Source organism: Celeribacter halophilus (genome assembly GCF_018860305.1).
GTDB lineage: Bacteria > Pseudomonadota > Alphaproteobacteria > Rhodobacterales > Rhodobacteraceae > Celeribacter > Celeribacter halophilus_A.
Map to the genome: position 1 here is coordinate 59,493 of NZ_JAHKPE010000040.1, position 23,896 is coordinate 83,388.

The window sequence follows — 23,896 nt, forward strand, 5'->3', positions numbered from 1 at the left end:
TACGTCCTCTGCGTTTCGCAATTCCCGCGGTTCGGGTTGATCGCAAAACGCGTGAATATTCGCGTCACTTTATGTGTGCCGGAGATAGGGGACCAATGACAAATTGTGAAGACGGGCTTTGCGAATGGTGAAGAGGCCGCAAGCGCCGCTTAGTCGAATGTGCCGGTCACGCGCCCCAGAAGCATAAAGGCCCGTGCGGTGCGGCTGTCAGACAGGGCGGCGATTTCCTCATCCGAGGCGGTCTGTTCAAACTCGGCGAAGGTCTTGTCGAATTTGCGCAGGAAATGGTGCACCGCATCGCGGAAAATCGCATCCTGTTTCATACGTGCCGAGGCCAGCGCGAGAGAGGAGCGGTCCCGAACACCGCCAAGCGCCGCAACGGAATGACCGCGCTCGCCCTTGGCAAAGCGGCGCCAGATTTCCGGCTTGGCACGGTCGGGGCGCAGGTCGTCCATATAGATGCCGTCTTGCGACAAAAGCGTCAGCACGTCTTGGGCCGCATGAATCAGCTGGCTGACCTTGCGATCCGACAAAGCGCGGCGCAGCGCCCGGAAGCCTTCTTTGTCATCGGCGGTTTCCGGAAAATTGAGTGCCTTGATAAAATCCGCAACCGACAGCGGCGGCGCAAGGCTTTCTGACGGGGTGCCAAGCGCGAGGGAGGCTTGCTCTTCCACAAGCGCAGGTGCCGGAATGGCGAGCTTGTCTTCCGCCGGTGTCTGCCCCGGACGGATCGAGGTGAAAGTCGCCAATGTGCTTTCGGTCTTGCGCTGGGCGGCGGCGATCTCTTCGAGCTTTTTCTCGACCGAGGCGCTGGCGGTGCCGCCATGTTGCTGCGCCAGATAGGACTGCCGCATGGCGGAGATCGCGGTTTGCAGGCGGCGGCTCTCTTCGCGCATCGTGACCGAAGCACGCACGGCCAGAGCGCCGACCCAGATCATCGCAACAGGCATGAAAATCGCGATCAGCATCATCACAAAGCGGATGCTGTCGAACTCGCTCGAACCTTTGCCGACAATCATGAAATAGCCCGCGGTCATGGCCAGCCACAACAGTGACAAGACCGCAGCGATCATTTCGGTTGCTGTAATTCTCGGCGCATCTTCGGGGCGTTGATAGACGCCGAGTTCTACTTTTTTCGGGCTTTCGTCTGCCAAGGGGGCCTCCACGACCACATTACCCGATTAGATATACTCTATCTTGAGGATTTCATAGGATTTAACGCCGCCGGGTGTGCGAACCTCGACGCTGTCACCTTCCTCTTTCCCGATCAGCGCGCGCGCCAGCGGGGATTTGATGTTCAAGAGGGCGCGTTCGATGTCGGCCTCATACTCACCAACGATCTGGTAGGTTTTTTCCTCATCCGTGTCCTCATCAACGATGGTCACGGTGGCGGAAAATTTCACGCTCCCCGAGAGCGTTTTCGGATCAATAACGTCGGTGAGCGAGAGCACACCTTCAAGTTCCTTGATCCGGCCTTCGATAAAGCTCTGCTTCTCGCGTGCCGAATGATATTCGGCATTCTCCGAGAGATCGCCGAGTTCGCGGGCTTCCGCAATCGCCTGAATGATCGCCGGGCGCTCCACGGACTTGAGCTGTTTCAGTTCGGCGTTCAACGCGGTGTAACCCGCGCGCGTTATGAGAATCTTTTCCATCAACCCACTCATCTGCACGAAAAAAGCACGACAGGGGCAAATGCCACCCGTGTGCTTTGGTTATTACATTCTTGTCGAACTACCTGACTCGGAATGCGAGTCTATTGCAAGGGGGCTTTGTGGCCCTGAGGGCGCAAATTTTGTTTGGAAAGCGATTCTGGCCGCTGTTTGCCTGTCTTGTGACTTGGTTGGCGGGGTTTTGCGCGGGAATTTGCGGGCTCAGCAGCGAGGGCGGGCCGCAATCCCCAAAGAACGCAACGAAAAACCGGAACATAAATTGACCCTCCCCTCGCTTCGCGGTTAGGTAGTCGGCGGAGCGCCGCCTGAGCCAGGGAGAAATTAAATGTCGAATATCGAGCGTGAGGCGATGGAATATGATGTCGTGATTGTGGGGGCGGGGCCTGCGGGCCTGTCTGCTGCGATCCGGCTGAAGCAATTGGACGAGGACTTGAGTGTCGTCGTTCTGGAAAAAGGCTCGGAAGTGGGCGCGCATATCCTGTCAGGAGCGGTGCTGGATCCGGTGGGTCTGGATGCACTGATTCCCGACTGGAAAGAAAAGGGCGCACCGCTGAACACCGAGGTCACGGAAGACCATTTTCACATGTTGGGAGAGGCCGGTTCAATCCGCATCCCCAACTGGCCCATGCCGCCTTTCATGAGCAATCACGGTAAATACATCGTGTCTATGGGTAATGTCTGCCGCTGGATGGCTGAGCAGGCCGAGGCAATGGGGGTGGAAATCTTCCCCGGCATGGCATGTTCTGAACTGGTTTACGGCGACAATGGCGAGGTCAAAGGCGTGGTCGCCGGTGTCTTCGGGCTGGAGCCTGACGGGTCCATCGGCGAAAACACCGAGCCGGGGATGGAGTTGCACGGGAAATATGTGCTGATTTCCGAAGGCGTGCGCGGGTCGCTGACCAAAGAGATCATTGCGAAATACGACCTGCAAAACGGTCGCGACGTGCAAAAATTCGGTCTCGGCATGAAAGAGATCTGGGAGATCGACCCCGACAAGCACAAAGAGGGCAAGGTCTGGCACTCGATGGGTTGGCCCTTGGGGTCGAATGCCGGAGGCGGCGGGTTTATTTACCACGCCGAAAACAACCAGCTTTATCTGGGCTTCGTCGTGCACCTGAACTACGAAAACCCCTATCTCTTCCCCTATATGGAATTCCAGCGATTCAAACAGCATCCGCAAGTCAAAGCCTTGCTGGAAGGCGGCAAACGTGTCGCTTACGGCGCGCGCGCGATTTCCGAGGGTGGTTATCAGTCGATGCCGAAAGCGGCCTTTCCGGGCGGCGCTCTGTTGGGTTGCTCTGTCGGTCTGGTCAACGTGCCGCGGATCAAGGGCAACCACAATGCGATGCTCTCGGGCAAGGCCGCAGCGGAACACGTTGTCGCCGCGCTCAAAGAGGGGCGCGCGGGGGATACGCTTGAAGGTTACGAGATCGAGCTGCGCGAGGGCGCGGTGGGCAAAGACCTCAAGCGCGTGCGCAATGTCAAGCCACTCTGGTCGAAATTCGGCCTGTCAGCCTCTCTGGCGCTCGGTGGATTCGATATGTGGACCAACCACCTGTTCGGGTTCTCCCTGTTCGGCACGGTGAAACACGGCAAGACGGATGCGCAATCGACGGGCAAGGCGGCGAAGTTCAAGCCGATCGACTATCCGAAACCTGATGGGGTGATTTCGTTCGACCGCCTGACCAACGTGGCCTTCGCGGCAACGAACCACGAGGAAAGCCAACCCTGTCACTTGAAGCTCAAGGATCCGCAGGTGGCGATTGATGTTGATTACAAGGAATTCGGCGGCCCCTCACAGCGTTACTGTCCGGCGGGTGTTTATGAATATCTGACCGAAGAGGGCCAAGAGCCGAAATTTGTGATCAACTTTCAGAACTGCGTCCATTGCAAGACCTGTGACATCAAGGAAACCAGCCAGAACATCACATGGACTGTCCCGCAAGGGGGAGACGGGCCGAACTATCCGAATATGTAACGGCAACGTGTTACGCTTGTTGATCAACGGGGGCCAAAGCGGCCCCCGTTTGCATTGCGGCGGCAGGGTTTGGGCGATAGGTTCGGACAGATACAGGCAAAATGTCCAAGGAGACGACAGGTGACACAACGCGCGCGCCGCATGATATCTGCCCTTACGGCCATTGGCCTTTTGTTTGGAGGTGCCGGAACGCTGGCGCCTGCGCCCCTTATGGCGGATGCCGGCCCCTATCTGGCGGCACGTCAGGCCACGATGGACCGTAGCTTTCAGGAACTCGCGAGCTATGCCACGCGTGCGCTAGCCTCCGATCCGCAAAATCCGGTTCTGCTCGAATCCGTGATTTCCGCGCATATTTCCATGGGCGACTTCGAGACGACCAAAGGTTATGCCGCGCTTTTGAGCCAGATCGAACCCGGCAACCAGATCGCCGCTATGTCCCAACTGACCCTCTTGGTGAAAGAGGGAGACTATGACGGGCTCGTCGCCGCTCTCGAAGGTGGGCAAAGCATCAGCACCGTGGTGGATGGCCTGATGCTCGCTTGGGCGCATGTCGGTCAGGGGGATATGTCCGGCGCGCTGGAACTTTTCGACAATGGTGCGAACCTGAGCCAAGGGTTCGAGGATTTCGGGCATTATAACAAAGCCTTGGCGCTTGGCCTCGTCGGTGATTTCGAAGGGGCTTTGGAGGTCCTGACAGAATCCGGCATTCGGGAAACCCGATCTTCCGTGATCGCGCGCATCGAAATTCTCAGCCAGCTTGAGCGCAATGACGAAGCCTTGACCGTGCTGAACGACAATTTCGGTGAGGGGGAGCTGGACCCCGTGCTTGAAGGGCTTCGTGAGTCCTTGACGGCGGGCGAGACCGTGCCTTTCACCGTTGTGCGCAGCGCACGGGACGGGATCGCGGATGTGTTCTTCGCTGTGGCTGCGGCGCTCGATGGTGGGCTGGATGATGGCTACACCCTGCTTTACGCGCGGATTGCCGAGACGTTGCGCTCGGACGAAGCCAATTATGTGTTGAATGTGGCCACGCTGCTGGAGCGTTTGGGTAATTATGATCTGGCGACTGCAGCTTTCGACAGTATTTCACCGGAGGATCCGGTCTATCCGATTGCCAGCCTCGGACGTGCAGAGACCCTGCGTGCAGCGGGCAAGAGTGAGGCCGCGTTGGAAGTGCTGCGCCAGTTGGCAAAGGCTCATCCTGAGATGGATGACGTGCATATCGCGCTGGGCGATGCCTTGCGCCGTGAAGAGCGTTATGGCGAGGCCGCCGAGGCTTATTCTGTGGTCATTGACCGCCATCAGCCCCCGACACGGGCGCTTTGGCCGCTCTACTTTACGCGTGGGACCTCGTATGAGCGCCTTGAGGAATGGGAAAAATCCGAAGCCGACCTGCGTCAGGCCTTGGAACTCGAACCCGACCAGCCACAGGTGCTGAATTATCTGGGATATTCGTTTCTGGAACTGAAAACCAATTTGGACGAAGCGATGGAGATGATCCGCAAGGCCGCAGAGATGCGCCCGCAGGACGGTTACATCACGGACAGTCTGGCATGGGGGCTGTATCGCTTGGGGCGCTATGAAGAGGCGGTCGAGCCGATGGAACGCGCCGCCGAGTTGATGCCGGTCGATCCGATCATCAATGACCATCTGGGCGATGTTTATTGGGCGGTCGGGCGTGTGCGCGAAGCGCGTTTCCAATGGAAACGGGCCCTGTCCTTTGATCCTGAAGAAGACGAGGCCGACCGCATCCGGCGCAAGCTGGAAGTAGGCCTTGATCGGGTTCTGATCGATGAGGGAGAAGAACCGACGAGGCCGATCAATGACGGTTAAGGTCTTTGCTCCGGCCAAGATCAACCTGACGCTTCATGTCACAGGGCAGCGCGAAGACGGGTATCATCTTCTGGACAGTCTGGTGGTCTTTGTTGATCTGGGCGATCAGGTGACCGCAACGCCTGCGACGGTGTCGGAGCTTTCCGTGAGGGGCCCGTTTGCGCAAGGGGTGCCGACGGACGGTTCCAATCTGGTGATGCAGGCTGCCAGTCTGGCGGGGTTTCCCATGTCCCTGACCCTCGACAAACGCCTGCCGCCCGCCTCCGGAATTGGCGGAGGGTCTGCCGACGCGGCGGCCACAATGCGCGCAGCCGCCCGCCTTGGGGCAAAGCCTGTGGCCGCAGAGGACGTGCTGTCCCTCGGTGCTGATGTGCCGGTTTGTTTGGGCGCAAAACCAGTGCGTATGAGCGGGATCGGGGAGGCATTAACACCGGTTTCGATGCCGGCTTTGCACATGGTTCTGGTCAATCCGCGGGTCGAGGTTTCGACGCCCGAGGTGTTCAAATCCTTGGAGAGCAAGACGAACGCCGCGATGCCGGAAGTCTTGCCGGACTGGCCTGGTAGCCTGTCTTTCATCGACTGGCTGAGCACCCAGCGCAATGACCTTGAGGCGCCTGCTGTAAAGCGCGTGCCGGAAGTGGCGGCGGCTTTGACAGCATTGGCGCTTGCTCCGGGGGCGCAGATGGTGCGTATGTCCGGCTCGGGCGCGACCTGTTTTGCTTTGTTCGAGAACCGCTACACCGCCGATGCGGCCGCGCTGCAACTGGCGGACAGCAATCCGTGGTGGTGGGTGAAATCCGCGAGCACCTTGCCGGGGTGAGTTACCGGGCCAAGCCCGCCTCACTCCCCCTCTCGCGTGTCCTCCCGAATATCGCCTTCGGTCGAATCAGCGCACGCGGGCGACGACGTAATCGGCGATGTCCGACAGCATTTCGACGATGTCGCTTTCGGGCAGGGCTTTCAAAGCGCCTTTCGCCTTTTCCGCCCAAGCGATCGCCACGTCGCGGGTTTCTTCCAAGGCGTTATGACGGTTCAGCAAGGCAATGGCGTGCTCCAGATCACCGTCTTCCTGTTTGCCCTTTTCAATCGTGCGCTCCCAAAAGGCACGCTCTTCATCGTCGCTTTTCGCAACGGCCTTGATGACGGGCAGGGTGAGTTTGCGTTCGCGGAAGTCGTCGCCGATATTCTTGCCGGTTTGATCCGATCCCCAGTAATCCAGCAAATCATCCACGATTTGAAAGGAAATGCCGAGCGCATCACCATAATCGAACAGGGCTTTGATGACGGTTTCATCCGCATCAGCCAGAACGCCCCCGACTTCGGTCGCAGCGGAAAACAAGGCGGCGGTTTTGCCGCGCACAACTTGCAGGTAGATGCTCTCGTCGGTTTTGAGATCCTGCGCTGCGGTCAGTTGTAGAACCTCGCCCTCGGCAATCGTTGCGGACGCGTTGGACAGGATTTTCAGGACGCGCATGTTATCGGCATCTGTCATCAACTGGAACGCGCGGGCAAAGAGATAATCGCCGACCAGAATCGAAGATTTATTGTCCCACAAGAGGTTGGCTGTTGGGCGACCCCGCCGTTGCGCGCTTTCGTCCACGACATCGTCATGCAAAAGCGTGGCGGTGTGGATGAATTCCACGGTTGCGGCAAGGTGGATGTGGTAGGGGCCTTGGTAGCCACAGGCTTTCGCCGCCGCCAGCGTCAACATCGGGCGCAGGCGCTTGCCGCCCGCTTCGATCAGATGCGCTGTCACCTCGGGGATGCGCGGCGCATGTTCGGAGGACATCCGCTTGCGGATCAGTGCATTGACCGCAATCAGCTCTGCCGCCAGTGCGGTGGCCAGTCTTTCGTGCGGTTTGACAACGGCTTTTTCCAAACCCATGTGATGCCCTCGCGGTTTTCCCGGCTCGACAAACCTCACGGCCTGTCGTTAACTTGAATAATGAAGCAACTCCTACGCACAACCGACCCGACCCAGATCATCTATGCCAAAGCGCTCCTGTCTGGAGAGGATATAGACTGCTTTGAAATGGACGTCCATATGAGCATCCTCGAAGGGGGGATTGGCATATTGCCGCGCCGCCTGATGGTGCGCGATGACGACCTGCCGCAAGCGCGGCGCATTCTCAAAGATAATGACTTCGATCTGGAGGAGTTGTGAGCGCAGAAGGTGATCTGAGCCGGGATGCTTTTCTGGACGGGCAGATTCATGTGTTCCAACCGAAACGCGGCTATCGCGCGGGGGTGGATCCGGTGCTTTTGGCGGCGGCGACGCCCGCGCGTTCAGGGCAGACTGTGTTGGAACTGGGCTGCGGGGCCGGTGTGGCCTCCCTGTGCTTGCATGCGCGGGTCGCGGGTCTGAGCCTGACAGGTATCGAGGTGCAGCCGTTCTATGCCGCTCTGGCGCAACGCAATGCGGTGGAGAACGGTGCGGATATGACGGTCTGTGACGCGGATTTGCGGGATTTGCCGCAAGATATACGGGCGCGAAGTTTCGACCATGTGATCGCCAATCCGCCGTATTACGAACGTGCGCGCTCAACGGCCTCGGAGGATGAGGGGCGCGATATTGCTTTGGCTGGCGAGACCCCCTTGGCGACTTGGGTCGATGTGGCTGCGCGTAGGCTGGCTCCCAAAGGTTATTTGACCATGATCCAGAAGGCGGACCGCCTGCCGGAACTGCTTTGTGCTCTGGAGGGGCGTTTGGGCTCTGTGCGAGTGCGAGCGGTGCAGCCGCGGGTGGGGCGCGTGGCCGAGCTTGTGTTGGTTCAGGCGCGCAAGTCGGGGCGGGCAGGGTTCGTGCTGGAGGCGCCGCTGATCATGCACCAAGGCCTGCGCCATGAACGTGACGGTGAAAGCTATGCCGAAAATGTGTTAAAAATCTTGCGAAGCGGCGCAGATTTGCCGTGGTCGCGTTAAGGTTTTGGCAATCTTTCGCGTGTGAGCCCATATGGGTCAGATTGTTCCAAAAACAAGCCGTGACACGACTCAAATTCTATGCTGCAGTTGTCATATAGCTTTTACAAAGCTGTATCCAAACAGAGAGGAGAAGACATGAGCTTGACGTCCCACATCGAGGAACTGAAGAAAAAGCATCAATCCCTCTCGGAGGCCGTTGAGACTGCTCAACGTTCGCCGGGTATCGACGCCCTTCGGATCGCTGACTTGAAGAAGCAGAAACTCCGCATCAAAGAAGAGATTGCGCGTCTGAGCACCACCTGACGCGACCTCTGCCCCTTGAACTGTCACGACCCGGTTTGGCGGCTGGCGAATGCGGCCAAACCGGCACCAGCGGTAATCAGAACGGCTGACAAGATAAGCGTTGCGCGCGGCTCTGCGATGCCCGCGCCGACCAGAACCAGCGTTGAGAGCAACGGTGCGGCATATGAGGCCGTCCCCAAGAGTTGGATGTTGCCGCGCTTGACCCCGATATCCCACACATAAAACGCGGCTCCTACGGGGCCGAGACCAAGTGCGATCATGCTAAGCCAGCCTGTCTGTGACGAGGGCCAGACGGTCTCTTCCAGCGCCAGATGCGCAATGAGGGACAGGACGGCTGTCGCCAGACAATAGACTGTGACCACCATGCTTGAGACCGATCCGAGCCGGCGGGAGATGACCGAGTAGCTTGACCATGTCAGCGCACAGGCTGAGGCCAGCAGGTAGCCGGTCATATGCCCTCCCGAAAAAGATGCGCCTTTGGCAACGATGAGCGCGGCGCCGACAAAGGACAGGCCCGCCCCCACAAGATGCAGCGGGCGCAAGGTCTCTCCGGGAAGCAGGCCGGAAAACAGAACGATGAGCAAAGGCCAGAGATAGGCGATCAATCCGGCTTCGGCAGGAGGGGCGGCTTTGAGGGCCGAAAAGTAGAGAAAATGGTAGCCGAATAGACCGACCGTTCCAAATGCGTAGATCGACAGTGGCACGCTTTTCAGCTCATGCCAGCGTTTGCTCGCGGTGGTCCAAATCACCCCGATTGTTCCGCCAATCGCAAAACACACGGCATTGAGTTGTAGGGCAGGGATTTCCCGTGCGCCTACTGTGAAGAGTGCGAGTAGGGCCCAGAGTAGAACGGCAATAAAGCCGATGAATGTGGCGGTGCGTTTTGTCATGAAAGCACTAAAGCCAAAACCTTGCTGTGGCGCAATCAAAAATGGGCCACGAAAGCGCAGCCCATTTGTGTGAAAACCGTTCAGGTTAATGATTGGTCAGGTCAGATACTGGCCACCATTCGCGGTGATGGTCGAGCCGGTGATGAAGCCCGCGTCATCCGAGGCCAAAAAGACCACACAGCGCGCAATATCTTCCGGTTCACCCAAACGTCCGACCGGAATTGTGGAAATGATCGAGTCCCGGACTTTTTCCGGCACGGCCATCACCATTTCGGTCGCGATGTAACCCGGACAGATTGCGTTAACGGTGATCCCCGCGCGTGCACCTTCTTGGGCCAGCGCCTTGGTAAAGCCGATATCTCCGGCTTTGGCGGCGGAGTAGTTGACCTGCCCGAACTGGCCTTTCTGGCCGTTGATCGAACTGATGTTGATCACACGTCCGAATTTCCGCTCACGCATGCCGGGCCAGAGCGGATGGGTCATGTTGAACACGCCGGAGAGGTTGGTGTCCATGACCTCCTGCCACTGTTCTCGGCTCATTTTGTGAAACGGTGCGTCGCGCGTGATTCCTGCGTTGTTCACCAGAATGTCGACGGGACCAAGGTCGGCTTCGACCTTTGCAATGCCGTCAGTGCAGGCTTCGTAATCGGCCACAGACCATTTGTAGGTTTTGATGCCGGTTTCTTTTGTGAAGTGAGCGGCGGCCTCATCGTTGCCCGCATAGGTGGCGGCAACTTTATAGCCCGCGTCTTTCAGCGCCATAGAAATGGCAGCGCCAATTCCGCGCGATCCTCCGGTCACGAGAGCGACTCTGGACATGGTACTCCTCCTAGTAGATTCCAGTTGGCAATCTTGTTATCTAAAATATTCCACACGCGCAACAATGTTGCTTAAAGAATTTTGGAATATTTTGTGAAACCGACATGCCATTATCAGGGGCGGATGAAGGGGCCATGACGGCCCCTTCGCCAAATCAGTCGCGCTCAAGACAGACGGCAACACCCATGCCGCCGCCAATGCACAGGGTGGCAAGGCCTTTTTTGGCGTCGCGACGCTGCATTTCAAACAGGAGTGTGTTGAGGATGCGTGCGCCAGATGCGCCGATCGGGTGACCGATTGCGATGGCGCCGCCGTTGACGTTCACAATGGCCGGATCCCAGCCCATGTCCTTGTTTACGGCACAGGCCTGAGCCGCAAAGGCTTCGTTCGCTTCGACGAGGTCGAGATCTTCGGGCTTCCAGCCCGCTTTCTCCAGCGCTTTGCGTGACGCATAGATCGGCCCCACTCCCATGATCGACGGGTCAAGGCCCGCTGTGGCATAGGACGCAATACGTGCAAGCGGCTGGATGCCGCGTTTCTCGGCGTTCTCGGCAGACATCAACAAAGCGCCCGCTGCCCCGTCGTTGATCCCCGATGCGTTCCCCGCCGTAACAGTGCCCTCCCGATCAAAGGCCGGACGCAATTTCTGCATGCTTTCAAGCGTGGCGCCGTGACGGATGTATTCATCCTGATCGACAACGGTTTCACTCTTACGGGTTTTAACCGTGATCGGGATGATCTCGTCGGAGAATTTGCCCGCTTTCTGGGCCGCTTCGGCTTTGTTTTGGGACGCGAGGGCAAATTCGTCCTGCATCTCGCGGGAAATTTGCCATTGTTCTGCGACATTCTCGGCGGTGATCCCCATGTGGTAGCCGTTGAAGGCATCCCAGAGCCCGTCTTTGATCATCGAATCGATGAATTTCATGTCGCCCATTTTGTGCCCTGCGCGCAGGTTGGCGACATGAGGAGCCATGGACATGTTTTCCTGTCCGCCGGCACAGACGATATCGGCATCTCCGAGCATGATGTGTTGTGCGGCAAGGGCAACTGTGCGCAGGCCGGAACCGCAGACCTGATTGATGCTCCATGCGGCAGATTCTTGCGGCAGACCCGCGTTTATGTGCGCTTGACGTGCGGGGTTTTGGCCCTGACCTGCGGTGAGGACTTGTCCGAGGATGGTTTCGGACACTTCGCTTTTGTCTATGCCCGCACGCTCGACAAGCGCTTCGAGAACGCGTGCCCCGAGCTCGTGGGCCGGGGTGTTGGCGAAGGCGCCGGAAAAGCTGCCGACAGCTGTCCGTGCTGCAGATGCGATAACGACATTGGTCATGATGATACTCTCTCTCCCGTAATGTTTGCGGGGAGATTGCTCAAATGATGCAAAATTTGCAACAAAGTTGCTCGACTCCCCGTGTAAGGTCTATGTTGCAAGCGCAGCATTTTCAACCTTCAATGGGATCATGAGGCGCTTTGTCACCGCAATCAAGTGTCTTGCCTCTAGCCGGTCTTGTGTTTTGTCTCCGGGCGTCGCCACACAGGATCAATTGTTGCGGCGCCAAAATAGTGTCCCTGCATACAATCAACACCGATTTCCGTAAGGTATTCGGCATCAGCGGAATTCTCGACAAATTCCGCCACCGTATACATGTCAAAATGCTTCGCGACCGAGACAAGTGCTTGAGTCAAAACCTGATTATCCGGATTGGAGGCGACTCCGCGAATAAACCCTCCGTCGATTTTTACGATGTCGAAATAGAAATCCTTGAGATAGCGAAAGGCTGTATAGCCCGCGCCGAAATCATCAAGCGCAAAGGAAATGCCCATAGATTGGAGATCAGACATGAAAACAGAAACCAGATCGGGCATGACCATGGCCGAGCTTTCGGTGATTTCGAGGATAAGACGCTCCGCAATGGTTGGCCCCATTGCGAGGCCCTCCGTGAGGGTCTGCTTCCAGCGCGGGTAGCCAATGGAGCGGGCGGACATGTTGATCGCGAGGCGAAGATCGGGGTGTTCATGAAGTGCCTGCAAGCCCAGTTCCAGAGAGAGGCAGTCCAGAATGCGCCCTGTTTCTGTGGTCTCGGCGACTTCAATGAATTCGCGCGCGGGGATAACGCGTCCGTTTTGGTCGAGAACACGAATGAGCGCTTCGTAAAAGGCAGGACGGTCCGGTCGCAGAGTATGCACAATGGGTTGATAGGCCAGCATCACGTGCTTTTTGCTGAGGGCCTCTTTCACCATATCTATGGTGTGGCGGTCCCTGGCGGCAATCGCCGCGGACAGCGGGCTTTCCAAGTCGCTATTATCATAGAAAGAATCGGGCATCCCATCACCTTGTGTCGCTTGTAAATTGCACCGTCGATTTTGGCGGGGAAGTGATAACGATTGGTGAATGACGTGATTTGATGTGAAAATTACCTAATTTTATGATGAATTTGTAATGATCTGATATTTAGTGATAATTTTCGTGATGTCGCGAGGATTTTTAGGAAATGCATTGGATTTATATAAAGTTTTTCTTTCAATCTGTCGGATATGTCTGCGGATAGCAGACGCTGTGAGGTGTTTTTGAAAAAAAACACAATGCGCACTTAGGTTTAACGAAATTGAAAGCATATTCTGGTTCCTTGTTGCCGATTGAACAAAAGGAACTGACATGTCGCGACAAGATTTCTCGTCCAGCACGGCGCCTTCAAAAGAAGAAGCCCCTTTTGAGATCAGCGAACTCTTTTTTTCGCGCACGAATGATCGTGGCATTATTATATCCGGAAACGAGGTTTTCCGGCGTATTTCCGGATATACTTGGGATGAATTGGTAGGTGCGCCACATAAAATTATACGTCATCCGGATATGCCCAAGGGCGTATTTTATATTCTGTGGGAGCGTCTCAAAAAAGGCCTCGCAACGGGCGCCTATGTTAAAAATCGCGCAAAGGATGGTCGGTATTATTGGGTTTATGCCATCTTTTCACTGGTGGATGAGGGCTATGTGTCCGTCCGGCTCAAGCCGACGTCGGCGCTCTTTGAGACTGTGAAAACGCTTTATGCGGAAGCGCTTAAGTGTGAACGGGAAGATGGCCTTTCTCCGGCGGAAAGTGCGGAGAATATTCACGCGAAATTAAGTGATCTTGGCTTTCCGACATATAGTGCGTTCAGTTCTTATGCCGTTGCTCAGGAGGTGATGGCGCGAGATGAGGCGCTTGCTCGTGTTGAAGATGAACGCTTGCAGAGTCTTGCACGCCTTCTGCCTGTTCTTGAAGCTCTGGACGAACAGCACACATCGCTTTTTGCGTCTTTTGCCAAGACGAGGGGTATCCCCTCAAACATGAGAATTGTGGCCTCACGACTTGAGCCCGCGGGCGGGCCCATTTCTGCTATTTCACAAAACTATCGGTTGATGTCTGATGAGGCCAGCAATCATCTGGGTAGCTTTCAGGGAGCAGATGGCACACAGAGTTTGCCCGCGGTGGTAACGGAGCAAGTGTATAAGGCGCTCTTCATGATGGCTGCGTCAACTATTCAATGTGAGGTGAAAGCTGTTGCTGCGGAGGATCTTGCCGCAGGCGCTGAAAAAGATGGTTTTCAGGGCGAGGGGGATGTTTTGAATAAATTGGCAGAAGACTATATGGCGGACTCTGGCGGCGTGTTGCATTCCGTTTGCAGGGAGGCGATGGGGTTGGCGAGATCCGCGAAAGATCTGCGTCAACTTGTGACAGGGTTGGACTCGATTCGCGTTTTGTGCCGTGTGGAAGCGGGGCGGCTTGGCGCGCAATCTGTGGCGCTGACGCCGGTGATTAATCAACTCGACCGATTTCACATTGAAATTGATAGCACCCTGGAACAGATTTTGGCGCTTGCAGATAAGGTTGCAGCAATGGTCGAAACGGCAATCCCGCGCAGCTTTAATTGCTCTCTTGAGAAACATCCGATGGCTGAGCGGAATCTTTCTCAAGTATATGCGTGATGATGGCTTGCGCGGAGGGGGAAAACCATTCGGCATCTCCGGTCATGCGTGCGATTTCTTTACCTTCGGGCGAAATCAGGATGGACACCGGAAGACCGAGCACTCCCATATCGCGTGCCATTGCGCCCTTGCTATCCAAACGCACAGGCAAGTGTTCGACTTCTGCTTTTTCAAAGAAGCTTTTGATCGCAGGCAGCGGATTATGTCCTGTCGCAACCGGCAGCACGGTCAATCCTTGGTCCCCAAACGCGCCCGAAAGCGCATTGAGTGCGGGCATTTCCTTGCGGCAAGGCGCACACCACGTCGCCCAGAAGTTCAACAGCACGAATTGCCCCTGATAATCCGCGAGGGTTTCCTCGTTGCCATCAATGTCGGTGAAGCTCAGAGCGCTGACCTCTTTCGGTGCGCTATGAAAGCCCAGCTTCATCATACTTCCTTCGCGCAATGCTTCGGCCCCTTCAATATCAAGCGCGGTAGCAGGAATTGCGCCGAGGCTCAGGGCCGTATAAAGGATTGCAGCAATCAGTTTTTTCAACATGTGGGACACGTCCATGACCGAAAAGAAATCAAACGCGATGTGGGGCGGCCGGTTCGCTGCCGGACCTGACGCTATCATGGAAGCTATCAACGCCTCCATTGATTTCGACAAACGGCTGGCCTCCCAAGATATCGCAGGCTCACGCGCCCATGCCTTGATGCTCTCAAAACAGGGCATCATTACCGATACAGATGCCGAGGCCATTCGGGAAGGCCTTCTCACGGTATTGTCAGAGATTGAGGCCGGAGAATTTGCCTTTTCCACCGCTCTTGAAGACATCCACATGAATGTCGAGGCCCGCCTCAAGGAACTCATCGGGGATGCCGCGGGGCGTTTGCACACGGCGCGCTCGCGCAATGATCAGGTGGCGACGGACTTCAAACTCTGGACGCGTGACCAATTCGATGCAGCGATCTCCGGTGTCGAGGCGCTGATCCGCGCCTTGATCGCACAGGCAGAAGAGGGAGCTGACTGGGTTATGCCCGGCTTCACCCACCTGCAAACGGCGCAGCCCGTGACATGGGGGCATCACATGATGGCCTATGTGGAGATGTTGGGGCGTGACCTGTCGCGCTTCAAAGATGCGCGGGCGCGGATGAATGAAAGCCCGCTCGGTTCCGCCGCTCTGGCGGGCACAGGCTTTCCGATTGATCGGCATATGACGGCAGAGGCTTTGGGCTTTGACCGTCCGACCGCGAACTCTCTGGATGCTGTTGCGGATCGGGATTTCGCGCTCGAATTTCTGTCCTGTGCCTCGATCTGCGCCATGCACTTGTCGCGGTTTGCAGAGGAACTGGTGATCTGGTCCTCCGCGCAATTCCGCTTTGTGACCCTGTCGGACCGTTTCTCGACCGGTTCGTCCATCATGCCGCAAAAGAAAAACCCCGACGCCGCCGAACTGATCCGCGCCAAGATCGGGCGTATTTTCGGTGCCAATGTTGCGTTGATGACGGTGATGAAGGGGTTGCCGCTGGCCTATTCCAAAGACATGCAGGAAGACAAGGAACAGGTCTTCGATGCCGCTGACAACCTCATGCTGGCTCTTGCGGCGATGACGGGCATGGTGTCCGACATGACTGCGAATATCGACAATTTGCGGGCGGCTGCTGCCTCCGGCTTCTCGACGGCGACGGATCTGGCCGATTGGCTGGTGCGTGAGGCGGGGCTGCCCTTCCGCGATGCGCACCATGTGACTGGCGCATTGGTGGCAATGGCGGAGAAAAAGGGCTGCGATCTGCCCGATTTGACGCTGGAAGACATGAATTCCGTTCACGAAGCGATCACAGAAGGCGTTTATGATGTCTTGACGGTTGAAAACTCGGTCGCGTCTCGGACAAGCTACGGGGGAACCGCGCCCGCGCAAGTGCGTGCGCAAATCAAGCGTTGGAAAGAGGTACTCGGATGAAACCCGTTATTGCCGCCCTGTTCGTTGTTCTGGGCCTTAGCGCCTGTGGCGTCGATGGGGAGCCCTCCAAACCTGAAATCAGCGCCAGAACAACTGTGGGCGTGAACTCCGGCTCTGGCGGCTACACAGACACCGAACTCAACATCCATTTTCCGCTCAACTGAGCCGCGACAAGGCAATCCACATGGACCATTTTCTCTATAAAAACGGCGTGCTTCATGCCGAAGACGTTTCCGTGTCCGAAATTGCGGCACAGGTCGGGACACCGTTTTACGTTTATTCAGCCGCCACGCTGACACGGCATTTCAAGCTGTTCGACGAGGCTTTGGAGGGCATGGATCACCTTGTCTGTTTCGCCATGAAGTCGAATTCGAACCTCGCGGTTTTGAAGCTCATGGGCGAGTTGGGCGCGGGGATCGACGTGGTCTCCATTGGCGAATATCTCAAGGCCAAAGCCGCCGGATTGCCCGGTGATCGTATCGTGTTTTCCGGGGTTGGCAAAACCCGCTGGGAAATGCGTCAGGCGCTTGAGGGCGGGATTCGTCAATTCAATGTGGAAAGTGAACCCGAACTGGAGGCCCTGAACGAGGTCGCGACAGCTCTTGGCGTCAAAGCTCCCATTGCGTTGCGGGTCAATCCGGATGTGGATGCCAAGACCCATGCGAAAATCGCGACGGGTAAATCCGAAAACAAATTCGGTATTCCGATTGCCACCTGTCGCGACGTCTATGCGCGTGCTGCAGCAATGGAGGGGATCGATGTTGTCGGGATCGACGTGCATATCGGATCGCAACTGACACAGCTTGAGCCGTTTGAGCTGGCGTTCACCAAAGTCGCGGAACTGACCGAAGCATTGCGGGCCGACGGGCACAATATCCGGCGTCTCGATCTGGGCGGCGGGCTTGGCATTCCTTACGAGCGTTCCAACGAAGCGCCGCCTTTGCCGGTTGAATATGGTGATATGATCCGTCGCACCGTGGGCCATCTGGGCTGCGAGATCGAGATCGAGCCGGGGCGTCTGATTTCGGGCAACGCGGGGATTCTCGTGTCTTCCGTGATTTACCTCAAACACGGTGAGGGACGAGATTTTCTGATTGTTGATGCTGCGATGAACGATCTGGTGCGCCCGTCGATGTATGATGCCTATCATGATATTGTGCCGGTTGAGGAACCCGTTGCGGGGGCCGAGCAAGCTCCGGTGGATGTCGTCGGGCCGATTTGCGAAACGGGCGACACCTTTGCCAAGGGGCGCAACATGCCCGCTTTGGGAGAGTGCGATCTCGTCGCTTTCCGCTCCGCCGGTGCTTATGGGGCCGTGATGGCGTCCGAATACAATTCGCGACCTTTGGTCCCCGAGGTCTTGGTGAAGGACGATCAATTCGCTGTCATCCGCGCACGTCCGAGCTTTGACGAGATGATAAACCGCGATACCATCCCTGTGTGGCTCTGACCTGCTCGCCAGTGGTGCAGTGTAACGGCGGGCCGAGAAGCGAAACGAGCTGTAAAGCGAGATGTATGGACCCTGAGCACGGACCCACTGACAGCCTTGATCGCCCCCTTGCCCGCAGGGTGAAGGCGGCTTTGCTGTTGACCGGAGCGGGGCTGATCCTTGAGCGTATTGCGCTGGCCTTCTGGCCGCTGATCTCGCTGTTTCTCTTCGCTGCGGGGCTGTTGATGCTGGGCGTTCAGGACGCTCTGCCGATATGGGGTTTTCGGACGGGTCTTGCGCTTTTCGGGATTGCCGCGCTCTTGTCGCTTGTCCTTGGTCTGCGGGCGATATATTTGCCGCGAAAGGCCGAGGTCATGACCCGCGTTGATGCGCATTTGCCGGGGCGACCGCTACAGGCGCTGTCCGATACGGTTCTGGTCGGGGCAGGGGATGCGGCTTCGGAGACGCTTTGGGAGCGGCATCGCCAGCGTATGATTGCGCGACTCGCGTCGGTCCGTCCCGTCGCCCCAAACATTCGTCTGGCTCCTCGTGACCCCCTTGCTTTGCGTCTTGTCGCTTTGACAACCCTTGGTATGGGGCTGCTCTTCGGTTCGGTTGAGCGCGTCGGGTCTCTCACGAGCCTTCAAGTGCGTGGCGGAGAGATTGCCACAGGGCCGATCTGGGAGGGCTGGGTGCGTCCGCCTGCGTATTCCGGCAAGCCCACGCTCTATTTGGGCGACCTCGATCCGCATTTCGATGTGCCCAAAGGGGCGGATGTGACGCTGCGGTTTTACGGGGACGATGGTGTTTTGACGCTGCGCGAAACCGTGTCGGGAGACATGGATACGCGTCCTGATTTCCGGATCCGGCAGTCGGGGGAAATCGAGATCGATGGCCCCACAGGCCGGCTTTGGGAGGTTGCGCTTCAGCCGGATGCGCTGCCCGTGGCAGAGTTGGTCGGGCCAATGACCCGCGCCCCGTCCGGCGAGGCGCGTCAGGATTTCCGCCTGTCCGATGATTTCGGGGTCAGTCGCGCCATATTGACGATCTCGCGCGACGTTGAAGCGGTGGAACGACGTTACGGCTATGTTTTGCCGCCAGAGCCGCGTGAGGATATTTCCGTGCCCGTCATGCTGCCGCAGACCGGAGACCGGCGCGAAATCGAAGGCCGGATTGCCGAAAACCTTGCCCAGCATCCGTTCGCAGGGCTTCCTGTGCGCCTGTCCTTGAGCGATTGGGACGAGGCGGGGCAGGAGAGCAGTGAGGCGTTGGGCGAAAGCATCCTTCCGACGCGCCGGTTCTTTGATCCGCTGGCTGCGGCTTTGGTGGATCAGCGGCGTGAATTGCTGTGGAATCGAGAGAATGCGCCCCGCACGGCGCAGGTTCTGCGCGCCATTTCCGTCAACCCGAGCGAAATGTTTGATGAGATGACCAGCTATGTCCGCTTGCGCGAAGTGATCGGCCAGCTTGAGGGGCGTGACGGTCGGCTGACGGATGAGCAGGTCGACACCATCGCCGCCACGCTTTGGGATATTGCGCTGGAGCTTGAAGATGGTGAGTTGAAAGAGGCTTTGGCGCGGCTGCATCGGGCGCAGGAGCGTCTGAGCCAAGCTATGCGCGACGGGGCCACGCCTGAAGAGATCGAAAACTTGATGCAAGAATTGCGCGAGGCGACTCGTGATTACATGCAGCAACTGGCCGAACAGCAAGGCCCTGACGCAGACGACACGGACGCGCCGGACCAAGGTCAGGATCAGGGGCAGGAGATCACGCAGGATCAGTTGCAACAATTGATGGATCGTATTCAGGAGTTGATGGAGCAGGGTCGTATGGCCGAAGCACAGCAGCTTATGGATATGCTGGCTGAAATGCTCGAAAACATGCGGGTCACGCAAGGCGAGGGGCAGGGCGGCCAAGGCAGCGAGGGGGTGCAGGGCCTGCAAGATACGCTGCGCGACCAACAGCAGTTGAATGACGATACGTTCTCGGATTTGCAGGAGCAGTTCGGCCAGAACGCGCCCTCTCAAGGTGGCGATCAGCAAGGCGATGAGCCGGATGGAGAAGCGCAGGGCGGCGCGGAGGCTGGTGAAGAAGGCGCGGAGCAATCTCTTTCCGAGCGTCAGCGCGCCTTGCGGGAAGCCTTGCGAGAACAGCGGCGCAATGTCCCCGGTGGCGGCGGAGAAGACAGTGTCGGCGGCGCACTCGATCGTGCGGATCGGGCGATGGAGGACGCTGAAGAGGCGTTGCGCGAGGGGGATCTCTCCGGCGCGCTTGACGGGCAGGCCGAGGCGATGGAGGCCCTGCGTGACGGGATGCGTCAACTTGGTGAACAACAAGCACAATCGCAGCAAGATCAGGACGGTCAGCCAAACGACGGATCAGAGGCGCAAGGCCGCGATCCGTTGGGGCGCACGCCGGGTGGCATAGGGCGTCTTGGCACGGATGATGAATTTTATGAGGGCGAGGATGTCTATCGTCGCGCCGAGGAGCTTCTGGATGAAATCCGTCGCCGCACCGAAGATCGGGAGCGCACAGCGGAAGAGCGCGATTATCTCAACCGGCTGCTGGATCAGTTCTGAGTGGTTTGCTGCTTTATCAACTGCTGAGCTGACCCAGAAGCGCATTCAGCCGCGCGCTGGCGGCTGACAGGGTTTGGTCGAGCCAGCCACGGAAACTGTTTGCCATATGGACGTAGGTTTCCATCACGCCTGCCAGAGCGGGCACTTTTGCCGCGATCAGAGGCGAGAGGATATAGAGTGCCACGAGGAAGACCGCGATCAGCACCAGCGTCAGGAAAACGGTGCGGAAACCGGAGCGTTCCGCGCGCTCGCGGCGGGTGTCTTCATCCGGCACGGTGCCATCGTCGTCGCGTTCCGAAGCGGCGCTCAGGGTGGAGTTGATTTCCTCGATATCAGGCAAGAGGTCGCGACGTTTGCCTGTGGCCGCAGCCACGCCGCCCGCCACAAGACCGGGGTCCGCCGGATCAAGCCCGCGCAGCCGCGCCATCCGTTCGCGCAGGCTTTTCTTGGCTGAGTCCTGCGCGGGTTCTTCCAGCCCCAGATCGGGCTGGGTTTCAATTGTCTCGCCTTCTGTCTGGCGCATCGCGTGATCGAATTCGACCTCGGCACGCAAGATGTCCCGCACGCTGTCCTTGAGCGCGACGCTGCTCTGTGGTGCGGTGTCTTGTGCGGGAGGCGGGAGATCTTCGCTGTCTTCGATCTCGTATTCCGGTTCGGCTTCCGGCACGGATATTGCGTCCTGCTCCGCTTCGAACTCTGGCTCCGGTTCGAACACCGGTTCAGGGATATCTACAGGCTCGGGAACAATTTCCGGCTCCGGCACGGGATCAAGCTCTGGTTCGATGGCTGGTTCCGGCGCTTGAACGGCCGCAGGCACATCTTCGTGAATCTCCTCTGCCGCAGGTTGGACCGCGGCGGGTTCAGGGGAGGTATCTGTAAGAGAGGCATCTTCGTCGGGAATTTCATATCCCAGTTCTTCCGCCAGCTCTTTGTCCATACGGGCGGGTTGCTGAAACCAGGTATGCCCGCAGTTTGAACATTGAACATCACGCCCCGTGTCAGGAATGACACGTGAATCCACTTCGTATTGAGCTCCGCAATTCGGACATATCAGCCGCATAACTTCCCCTGCCACACGTTATCTGCGCACGCTCCCCCATGCTGACTGCGCGATTTTCTGCAATTCTTAACGTGAATTAGCAGATTGTCCATATTTTTGCGACAGTTGCATTGAAAGGTTTTGACCAGTGAGGCAAAACTGTCGCGAAGAAGCGACTGGGGTTCGCAGAGGTGACACGTGATTGAGTTTCATGAGGCAGGCTACGGCTACGGTGGGCGGGAGCTATTGACAGAAATGTCCCTGACGCTCGCGCCGGGGTCTTTCCATTTTTTGACGGGGCCTTCAGGGGCAGGGAAAACAACATTTCTCAAACTGTGTTATCGCGAGCTTCAGGCCACGGCTGGTCGGGTGTCGATCTTTGGCGAAGACACGCGACAGATGGAGCGGGACGAGGTGGCGAACCTGCGTCGGCGCATCGGTGTCGTGCATCAGGATTGCCAGTTTCTTGACCACCTCAGCCTTGTCGATAACGTCGCCCTGCCGCTGTCCGTTTCCGGTCGTGAACGCGATGAGCGTGATCTGGAGGATCTTCTGAATTGGGTCGGGCTGTCGGAACAGGCCAAAGCCCATCCGCCGGAACTGTCGGGCGGGGAACGCCAACGTGCGGCCTTGGCGCGTGCTGTGATCATGTCGCCGGAAGTGATTCTTGCGGATGAGCCGACGGGCAACGTGGACTGGGAAATGTCGCTGCGCCTTTTGCAGCTTTTGATCGAATTGAACCGGATGGGGAAAACGGTGGTGATCGCCACGCATGACCTGCATCTGATTCGTCAGGCCAAAGCGCAAGTGCAGGCGCGGGTGTTGCGCATCTCCAACCGGCGTATTCAGCAAGCGGGGGCGGATCTGTGAAAACCGTTTTCTTGTCCTTCCTGAGTTTTCGCGAAAGCCCTTCGGGACGTGTGGTGCCGCCTTCGGGCTTTACGGCGCAACTGACCGTGATAACGGCGGCTGCGATGGCCTTTCTGGCGGTTTTTGCATTGGCACTGTCGATGGCAACCGGACGTTTGGCGGATAGCTGGGGGACGGAGCTTGCGCGCGGCTCGACCGTGCGTATTTCCGCGCCTTCCGATCAGATCGAGGCCCAAACCGCTGCAGCGATCAAGGTGCTTGAGACCACGCCGGGGGTGGCTGAGGCGCGGCGCTTGAGTGCCGAAGAGGAAACCGCGCTTCTGGAGCCGTGGTTCGGCCCCGATCTGCCACTCGACAGCCTGTCTTTGCCGGTCTTGATTGACGTTCAGGAAACGCCCGACGGGTTTGATGCTGAAGGGCTGCGTCTCAGGCTGGCGGGGGAGGCTCCCGGTGCTGTTCTCGACGATCATAGTCGTTGGCGGCGGCCCTTGGTGCGCGCGGCGGAGCGGCTGCGCCTGTTGGGGGTTATTTCCCTGCTTTTGATTGCGGGGGTGACAGGTGGTATGATCACGTTGGCGGCCAATGCGGCCTTGGCGGCGACGGCGCAAGTGATCCGGACCTTGCGTCTTGTGGGGGCAACGGACCGCTTTATTGCCAGTGCCTTCGTCCGTCGTTTCACCTTGCGCGGGCTTTCCGGTGCCGTGATCGGGACATTTCTCGGCATGGTCGCCATTGCGCTTTTGCCGAAGGCAGACGAAGCGGGCGGTTTTCTGACGGGGCTGGGATTCTCCGGCGCGCAATGGCTCTGGCCGCTTTTGATCCCGCTTCTCGCCGCGATTGTGGCCTATGTTGCGACCCGTGTGGCCGCGACTCAAACCCTGCGAAGGTTGATGTGATGCCCTATCCGATCCAGTGGTTTCTGTCTTTGATATTCGTGATCCAGATGTATCTGGTCATGTTCCTCATGGCGGTTTTCTTTACTCCTTTGTCGCTGCTCAAGCGCGATTGGGCCTTTACGGCGGTTCACACCTATTGTCACTGGGTGCGGTTTTCGGCGCGCTGGCTGGTCGGGTTGAAATCCGAGATTCGGGGCGAAGTGCCTACAGATGAGGTGCTGATTGGAGCCAAGCATCAGAGCTTTTTCGACATCATTTTGATCGTTTCGGCGGTTCCGCGTCCGAAGTTCATTATGAAAAAGCAAATCGTCTGGACCCCTATCGTGGGATATTTCGCCAAACGTATCGGTTGTGTTCCTGTCGATCGGGGCAAACGTGGTTTGGCGATCAAAAAAATGATTTCGGATGTGAAGTCCGGCGCTACCCTTCCTGGTCAGTTGATCATCTTCCCGCAAGGCACCCGTGTCGCGGCGGGGGCGCATCTGCCATATAAAATTGGTACGGGCGTGCTCTATGATCAAACTGGTCAGGACCTTGTGCCGGCGGCGACCAACGTGGGTGTGTTCTGGCCGCGCCACGGTATCTACCGCAAGCCGGGTCTGGCGGTGGTAGAGTTCTTGCCGCGGATCAAAGCGGGCCGTGAGATGAAAGGCGTTATGTCGGAACTTGAGCAGGTCGTTGAGGCCGCGTCCGATCGTCTTATGGAAGAGGCCGGTTTCGAGTTGCCACCGAAATCCTGACGCCCATTTTTTGTGATCTTA

23 protein-coding genes are annotated in these 23,896 nt (G+C 57.7%); 14 read left to right on the forward strand and 9 right to left on the reverse strand.

Translation table 11 applies throughout. The features are described 5' to 3' along the window. Nucleotides 1-149: 149 nt before the first annotated feature. Together KO492_RS17440 and greA are read right to left on the reverse strand one after the other, a co-directional pair. Nucleotides 150-1,166: a hypothetical protein gene (locus tag KO492_RS17440; RefSeq protein WP_074914309.1), complete on the reverse strand. Its 1,017-nt coding sequence runs from the start codon at nt 1,164-1,166 to the stop codon at nt 150-152. 15 nt (nt 1,167-1,181) lie between these two features. Then, on the reverse strand, nt 1,182-1,652 hold the full coding sequence (greA, locus tag KO492_RS17445; protein WP_216046144.1) for a transcription elongation factor GreA: 471 nt from the start codon (nt 1,650-1,652) through the stop codon (nt 1,182-1,184). Nucleotides 1,653-1,995: 343 nt separating this feature from the next. Between greA and KO492_RS17450 the strand changes: the two genes are divergently transcribed. From KO492_RS17450 to KO492_RS17460, 3 genes are all read left to right on the forward strand, one after another. Beyond that, complete coding sequence (locus tag KO492_RS17450) at nt 1,996-3,648, forward strand: electron transfer flavoprotein-ubiquinone oxidoreductase (protein ID WP_216046145.1); 1,653 nt, start codon at nt 1,996-1,998, stop codon at nt 3,646-3,648. Between the two features lie 120 nt (nt 3,649-3,768). After that, complete coding sequence (locus KO492_RS17455) at nt 3,769-5,481, forward strand: tetratricopeptide repeat protein (RefSeq protein WP_216046146.1); 1,713 nt, start codon at nt 3,769-3,771, stop codon at nt 5,479-5,481. Then, nucleotides 5,471-6,301, forward strand: a complete 831-nt coding sequence (locus KO492_RS17460) for a 4-(cytidine 5'-diphospho)-2-C-methyl-D-erythritol kinase (RefSeq protein WP_216046147.1) — start codon at nt 5,471-5,473, stop codon at nt 6,299-6,301. The genes KO492_RS17455 and KO492_RS17460 overlap by 11 nt, the downstream gene beginning before the upstream one ends. A 66-nt stretch (nt 6,302-6,367) precedes the next feature. On the opposite strand, the gene KO492_RS17465 is transcribed toward KO492_RS17460, so the two are convergent. Continuing rightward, on the reverse strand, nt 6,368-7,366 hold the full coding sequence (locus KO492_RS17465; RefSeq protein ID WP_216046148.1) for a polyprenyl synthetase family protein: 999 nt from the start codon (nt 7,364-7,366) through the stop codon (nt 6,368-6,370). A gap of 60 nt (nt 7,367-7,426) precedes the next feature. Between KO492_RS17465 and KO492_RS17470 the strand changes: the two genes are divergently transcribed. From KO492_RS17470 to KO492_RS17480, 3 genes are all read left to right on the forward strand, one after another. Next, nucleotides 7,427-7,645 (forward strand): putative signal transducing protein, encoded by a 219-nt coding sequence (locus KO492_RS17470; protein WP_066600593.1) that lies wholly within the window; start codon nt 7,427-7,429, stop codon nt 7,643-7,645. Beyond that, a complete protein-coding gene (locus KO492_RS17475) occupies nt 7,642-8,403 on the forward strand; it encodes a tRNA1(Val) (adenine(37)-N6)-methyltransferase (RefSeq protein WP_216046149.1) in 762 nt (253 codons plus the stop codon). Before KO492_RS17470 ends, KO492_RS17475 begins: the two co-directional genes overlap by 4 nt. 135 nt (nt 8,404-8,538) lie before the next feature. Continuing rightward, nucleotides 8,539-8,706: a YdcH family protein gene (locus tag KO492_RS17480; RefSeq protein ID WP_074914289.1), complete on the forward strand. Its 168-nt coding sequence runs from the start codon at nt 8,539-8,541 to the stop codon at nt 8,704-8,706. Between the two features lie 23 nt (nt 8,707-8,729). Here KO492_RS17480 and yddG read toward each other — a convergent pair whose 3' ends face one another. The 4 genes from yddG to KO492_RS17500 all read right to left on the reverse strand — a co-directional run bounded on the left by yddG (nt 8,730) and on the right by KO492_RS17500 (nt 12,740). Then, the gene (gene yddG / locus KO492_RS17485) at nt 8,730-9,596 is read right to left on the reverse strand and encodes an aromatic amino acid exporter YddG (RefSeq protein ID WP_216046150.1); all 867 of its coding nucleotides are present in this window, start codon (nt 9,594-9,596) and stop codon (nt 8,730-8,732) included. A 96-nt stretch (nt 9,597-9,692) separates the two neighbouring features. Continuing rightward, a complete protein-coding gene (locus KO492_RS17490) occupies nt 9,693-10,415 on the reverse strand; it encodes a beta-ketoacyl-ACP reductase (RefSeq protein WP_216046151.1) in 723 nt (240 codons plus the stop codon). A gap of 154 nt (nt 10,416-10,569) precedes the next feature. Then, nucleotides 10,570-11,745 (reverse strand): acetyl-CoA C-acetyltransferase, encoded by a 1,176-nt coding sequence (locus KO492_RS17495; protein WP_216046152.1) that lies wholly within the window; start codon nt 11,743-11,745, stop codon nt 10,570-10,572. A 167-nt stretch (nt 11,746-11,912) separates the two neighbouring features. Further along, complete coding sequence (locus tag KO492_RS17500) at nt 11,913-12,740, reverse strand: EAL domain-containing protein (protein ID WP_216046153.1); 828 nt, start codon at nt 12,738-12,740, stop codon at nt 11,913-11,915. 331 nt (nt 12,741-13,071) lie between these two features. Between KO492_RS17500 and KO492_RS17505 the strand changes: the two genes are divergently transcribed. After that, nucleotides 13,072-14,379, forward strand: coding sequence for a PAS domain-containing protein (locus KO492_RS17505; protein WP_216046154.1), 1,308 nt, complete (start codon nt 13,072-13,074; stop codon nt 14,377-14,379). Here the strand turns inward: KO492_RS17505 and KO492_RS17510 are convergent. Further along, nucleotides 14,318-15,028 carry a TlpA disulfide reductase family protein gene (locus tag KO492_RS17510; protein WP_354668252.1) on the reverse strand — a complete coding sequence of 237 codons (711 nt, stop codon included), beginning with the start codon at nt 15,026-15,028 and terminating at the stop codon, nt 14,318-14,320. The genes KO492_RS17505 and KO492_RS17510 overlap by 62 nt on opposite strands. On the opposite strand from KO492_RS17510, the gene argH reads away from it, so the two are divergent. The 4 genes from argH to KO492_RS17530 all read left to right on the forward strand — a co-directional run bounded on the left by argH (nt 14,931) and on the right by KO492_RS17530 (nt 20,330). After that, entirely contained in the window at nt 14,931-16,322 is a 1,392-nt protein-coding gene (gene argH / locus KO492_RS17515) for an argininosuccinate lyase (protein ID WP_216046156.1), read from the forward strand. The genes KO492_RS17510 and argH overlap by 98 nt on opposite strands. Continuing rightward, nucleotides 16,319-16,486, forward strand: a complete 168-nt coding sequence (locus tag KO492_RS17520; protein WP_216046157.1) for a hypothetical protein — start codon at nt 16,319-16,321, stop codon at nt 16,484-16,486. Before argH ends, KO492_RS17520 begins: the two co-directional genes overlap by 4 nt. A 20-nt stretch (nt 16,487-16,506) precedes the next feature. After that, complete coding sequence (gene lysA / locus KO492_RS17525; protein WP_216046158.1) at nt 16,507-17,772, forward strand: diaminopimelate decarboxylase; 1,266 nt, start codon at nt 16,507-16,509, stop codon at nt 17,770-17,772. A 65-nt stretch (nt 17,773-17,837) separates the two neighbouring features. Further along, complete coding sequence (locus tag KO492_RS17530; RefSeq protein WP_216046159.1) at nt 17,838-20,330, forward strand: DUF4175 domain-containing protein; 2,493 nt, start codon at nt 17,838-17,840, stop codon at nt 20,328-20,330. A 16-nt stretch (nt 20,331-20,346) separates the two neighbouring features. Here the strand turns inward: KO492_RS17530 and KO492_RS17535 are convergent, their stop codons facing one another. Further along, nucleotides 20,347-21,390, reverse strand: coding sequence for a zinc-ribbon domain-containing protein (locus KO492_RS17535; protein ID WP_216046160.1), 1,044 nt, complete (start codon nt 21,388-21,390; stop codon nt 20,347-20,349). Between the two features lie 177 nt (nt 21,391-21,567). On the opposite strand from KO492_RS17535, the gene KO492_RS17540 reads away from it, so the two are divergent. The 3 genes from KO492_RS17540 to KO492_RS17550 are packed head-to-tail and all read left to right on the forward strand — an operon-like array spanning nt 21,568 to nt 23,875. Beyond that, on the forward strand, nt 21,568-22,239 hold the full coding sequence (locus KO492_RS17540; protein WP_074914296.1) for a cell division ATP-binding protein FtsE: 672 nt from the start codon (nt 21,568-21,570) through the stop codon (nt 22,237-22,239). Beyond that, entirely contained in the window at nt 22,236-23,135 is a 900-nt protein-coding gene (locus KO492_RS17545) for a cell division protein FtsX (protein ID WP_216046161.1), read from the forward strand. Before KO492_RS17540 ends, KO492_RS17545 begins: the two co-directional genes overlap by 4 nt. Beyond that, entirely contained in the window at nt 23,135-23,875 is a 741-nt protein-coding gene (locus KO492_RS17550) for a lysophospholipid acyltransferase family protein (protein ID WP_216046162.1), read from the forward strand. The genes KO492_RS17545 and KO492_RS17550 overlap by 1 nt, the downstream gene beginning before the upstream one ends. Nucleotides 23,876-23,896: the final 21 nt, after the last annotated feature.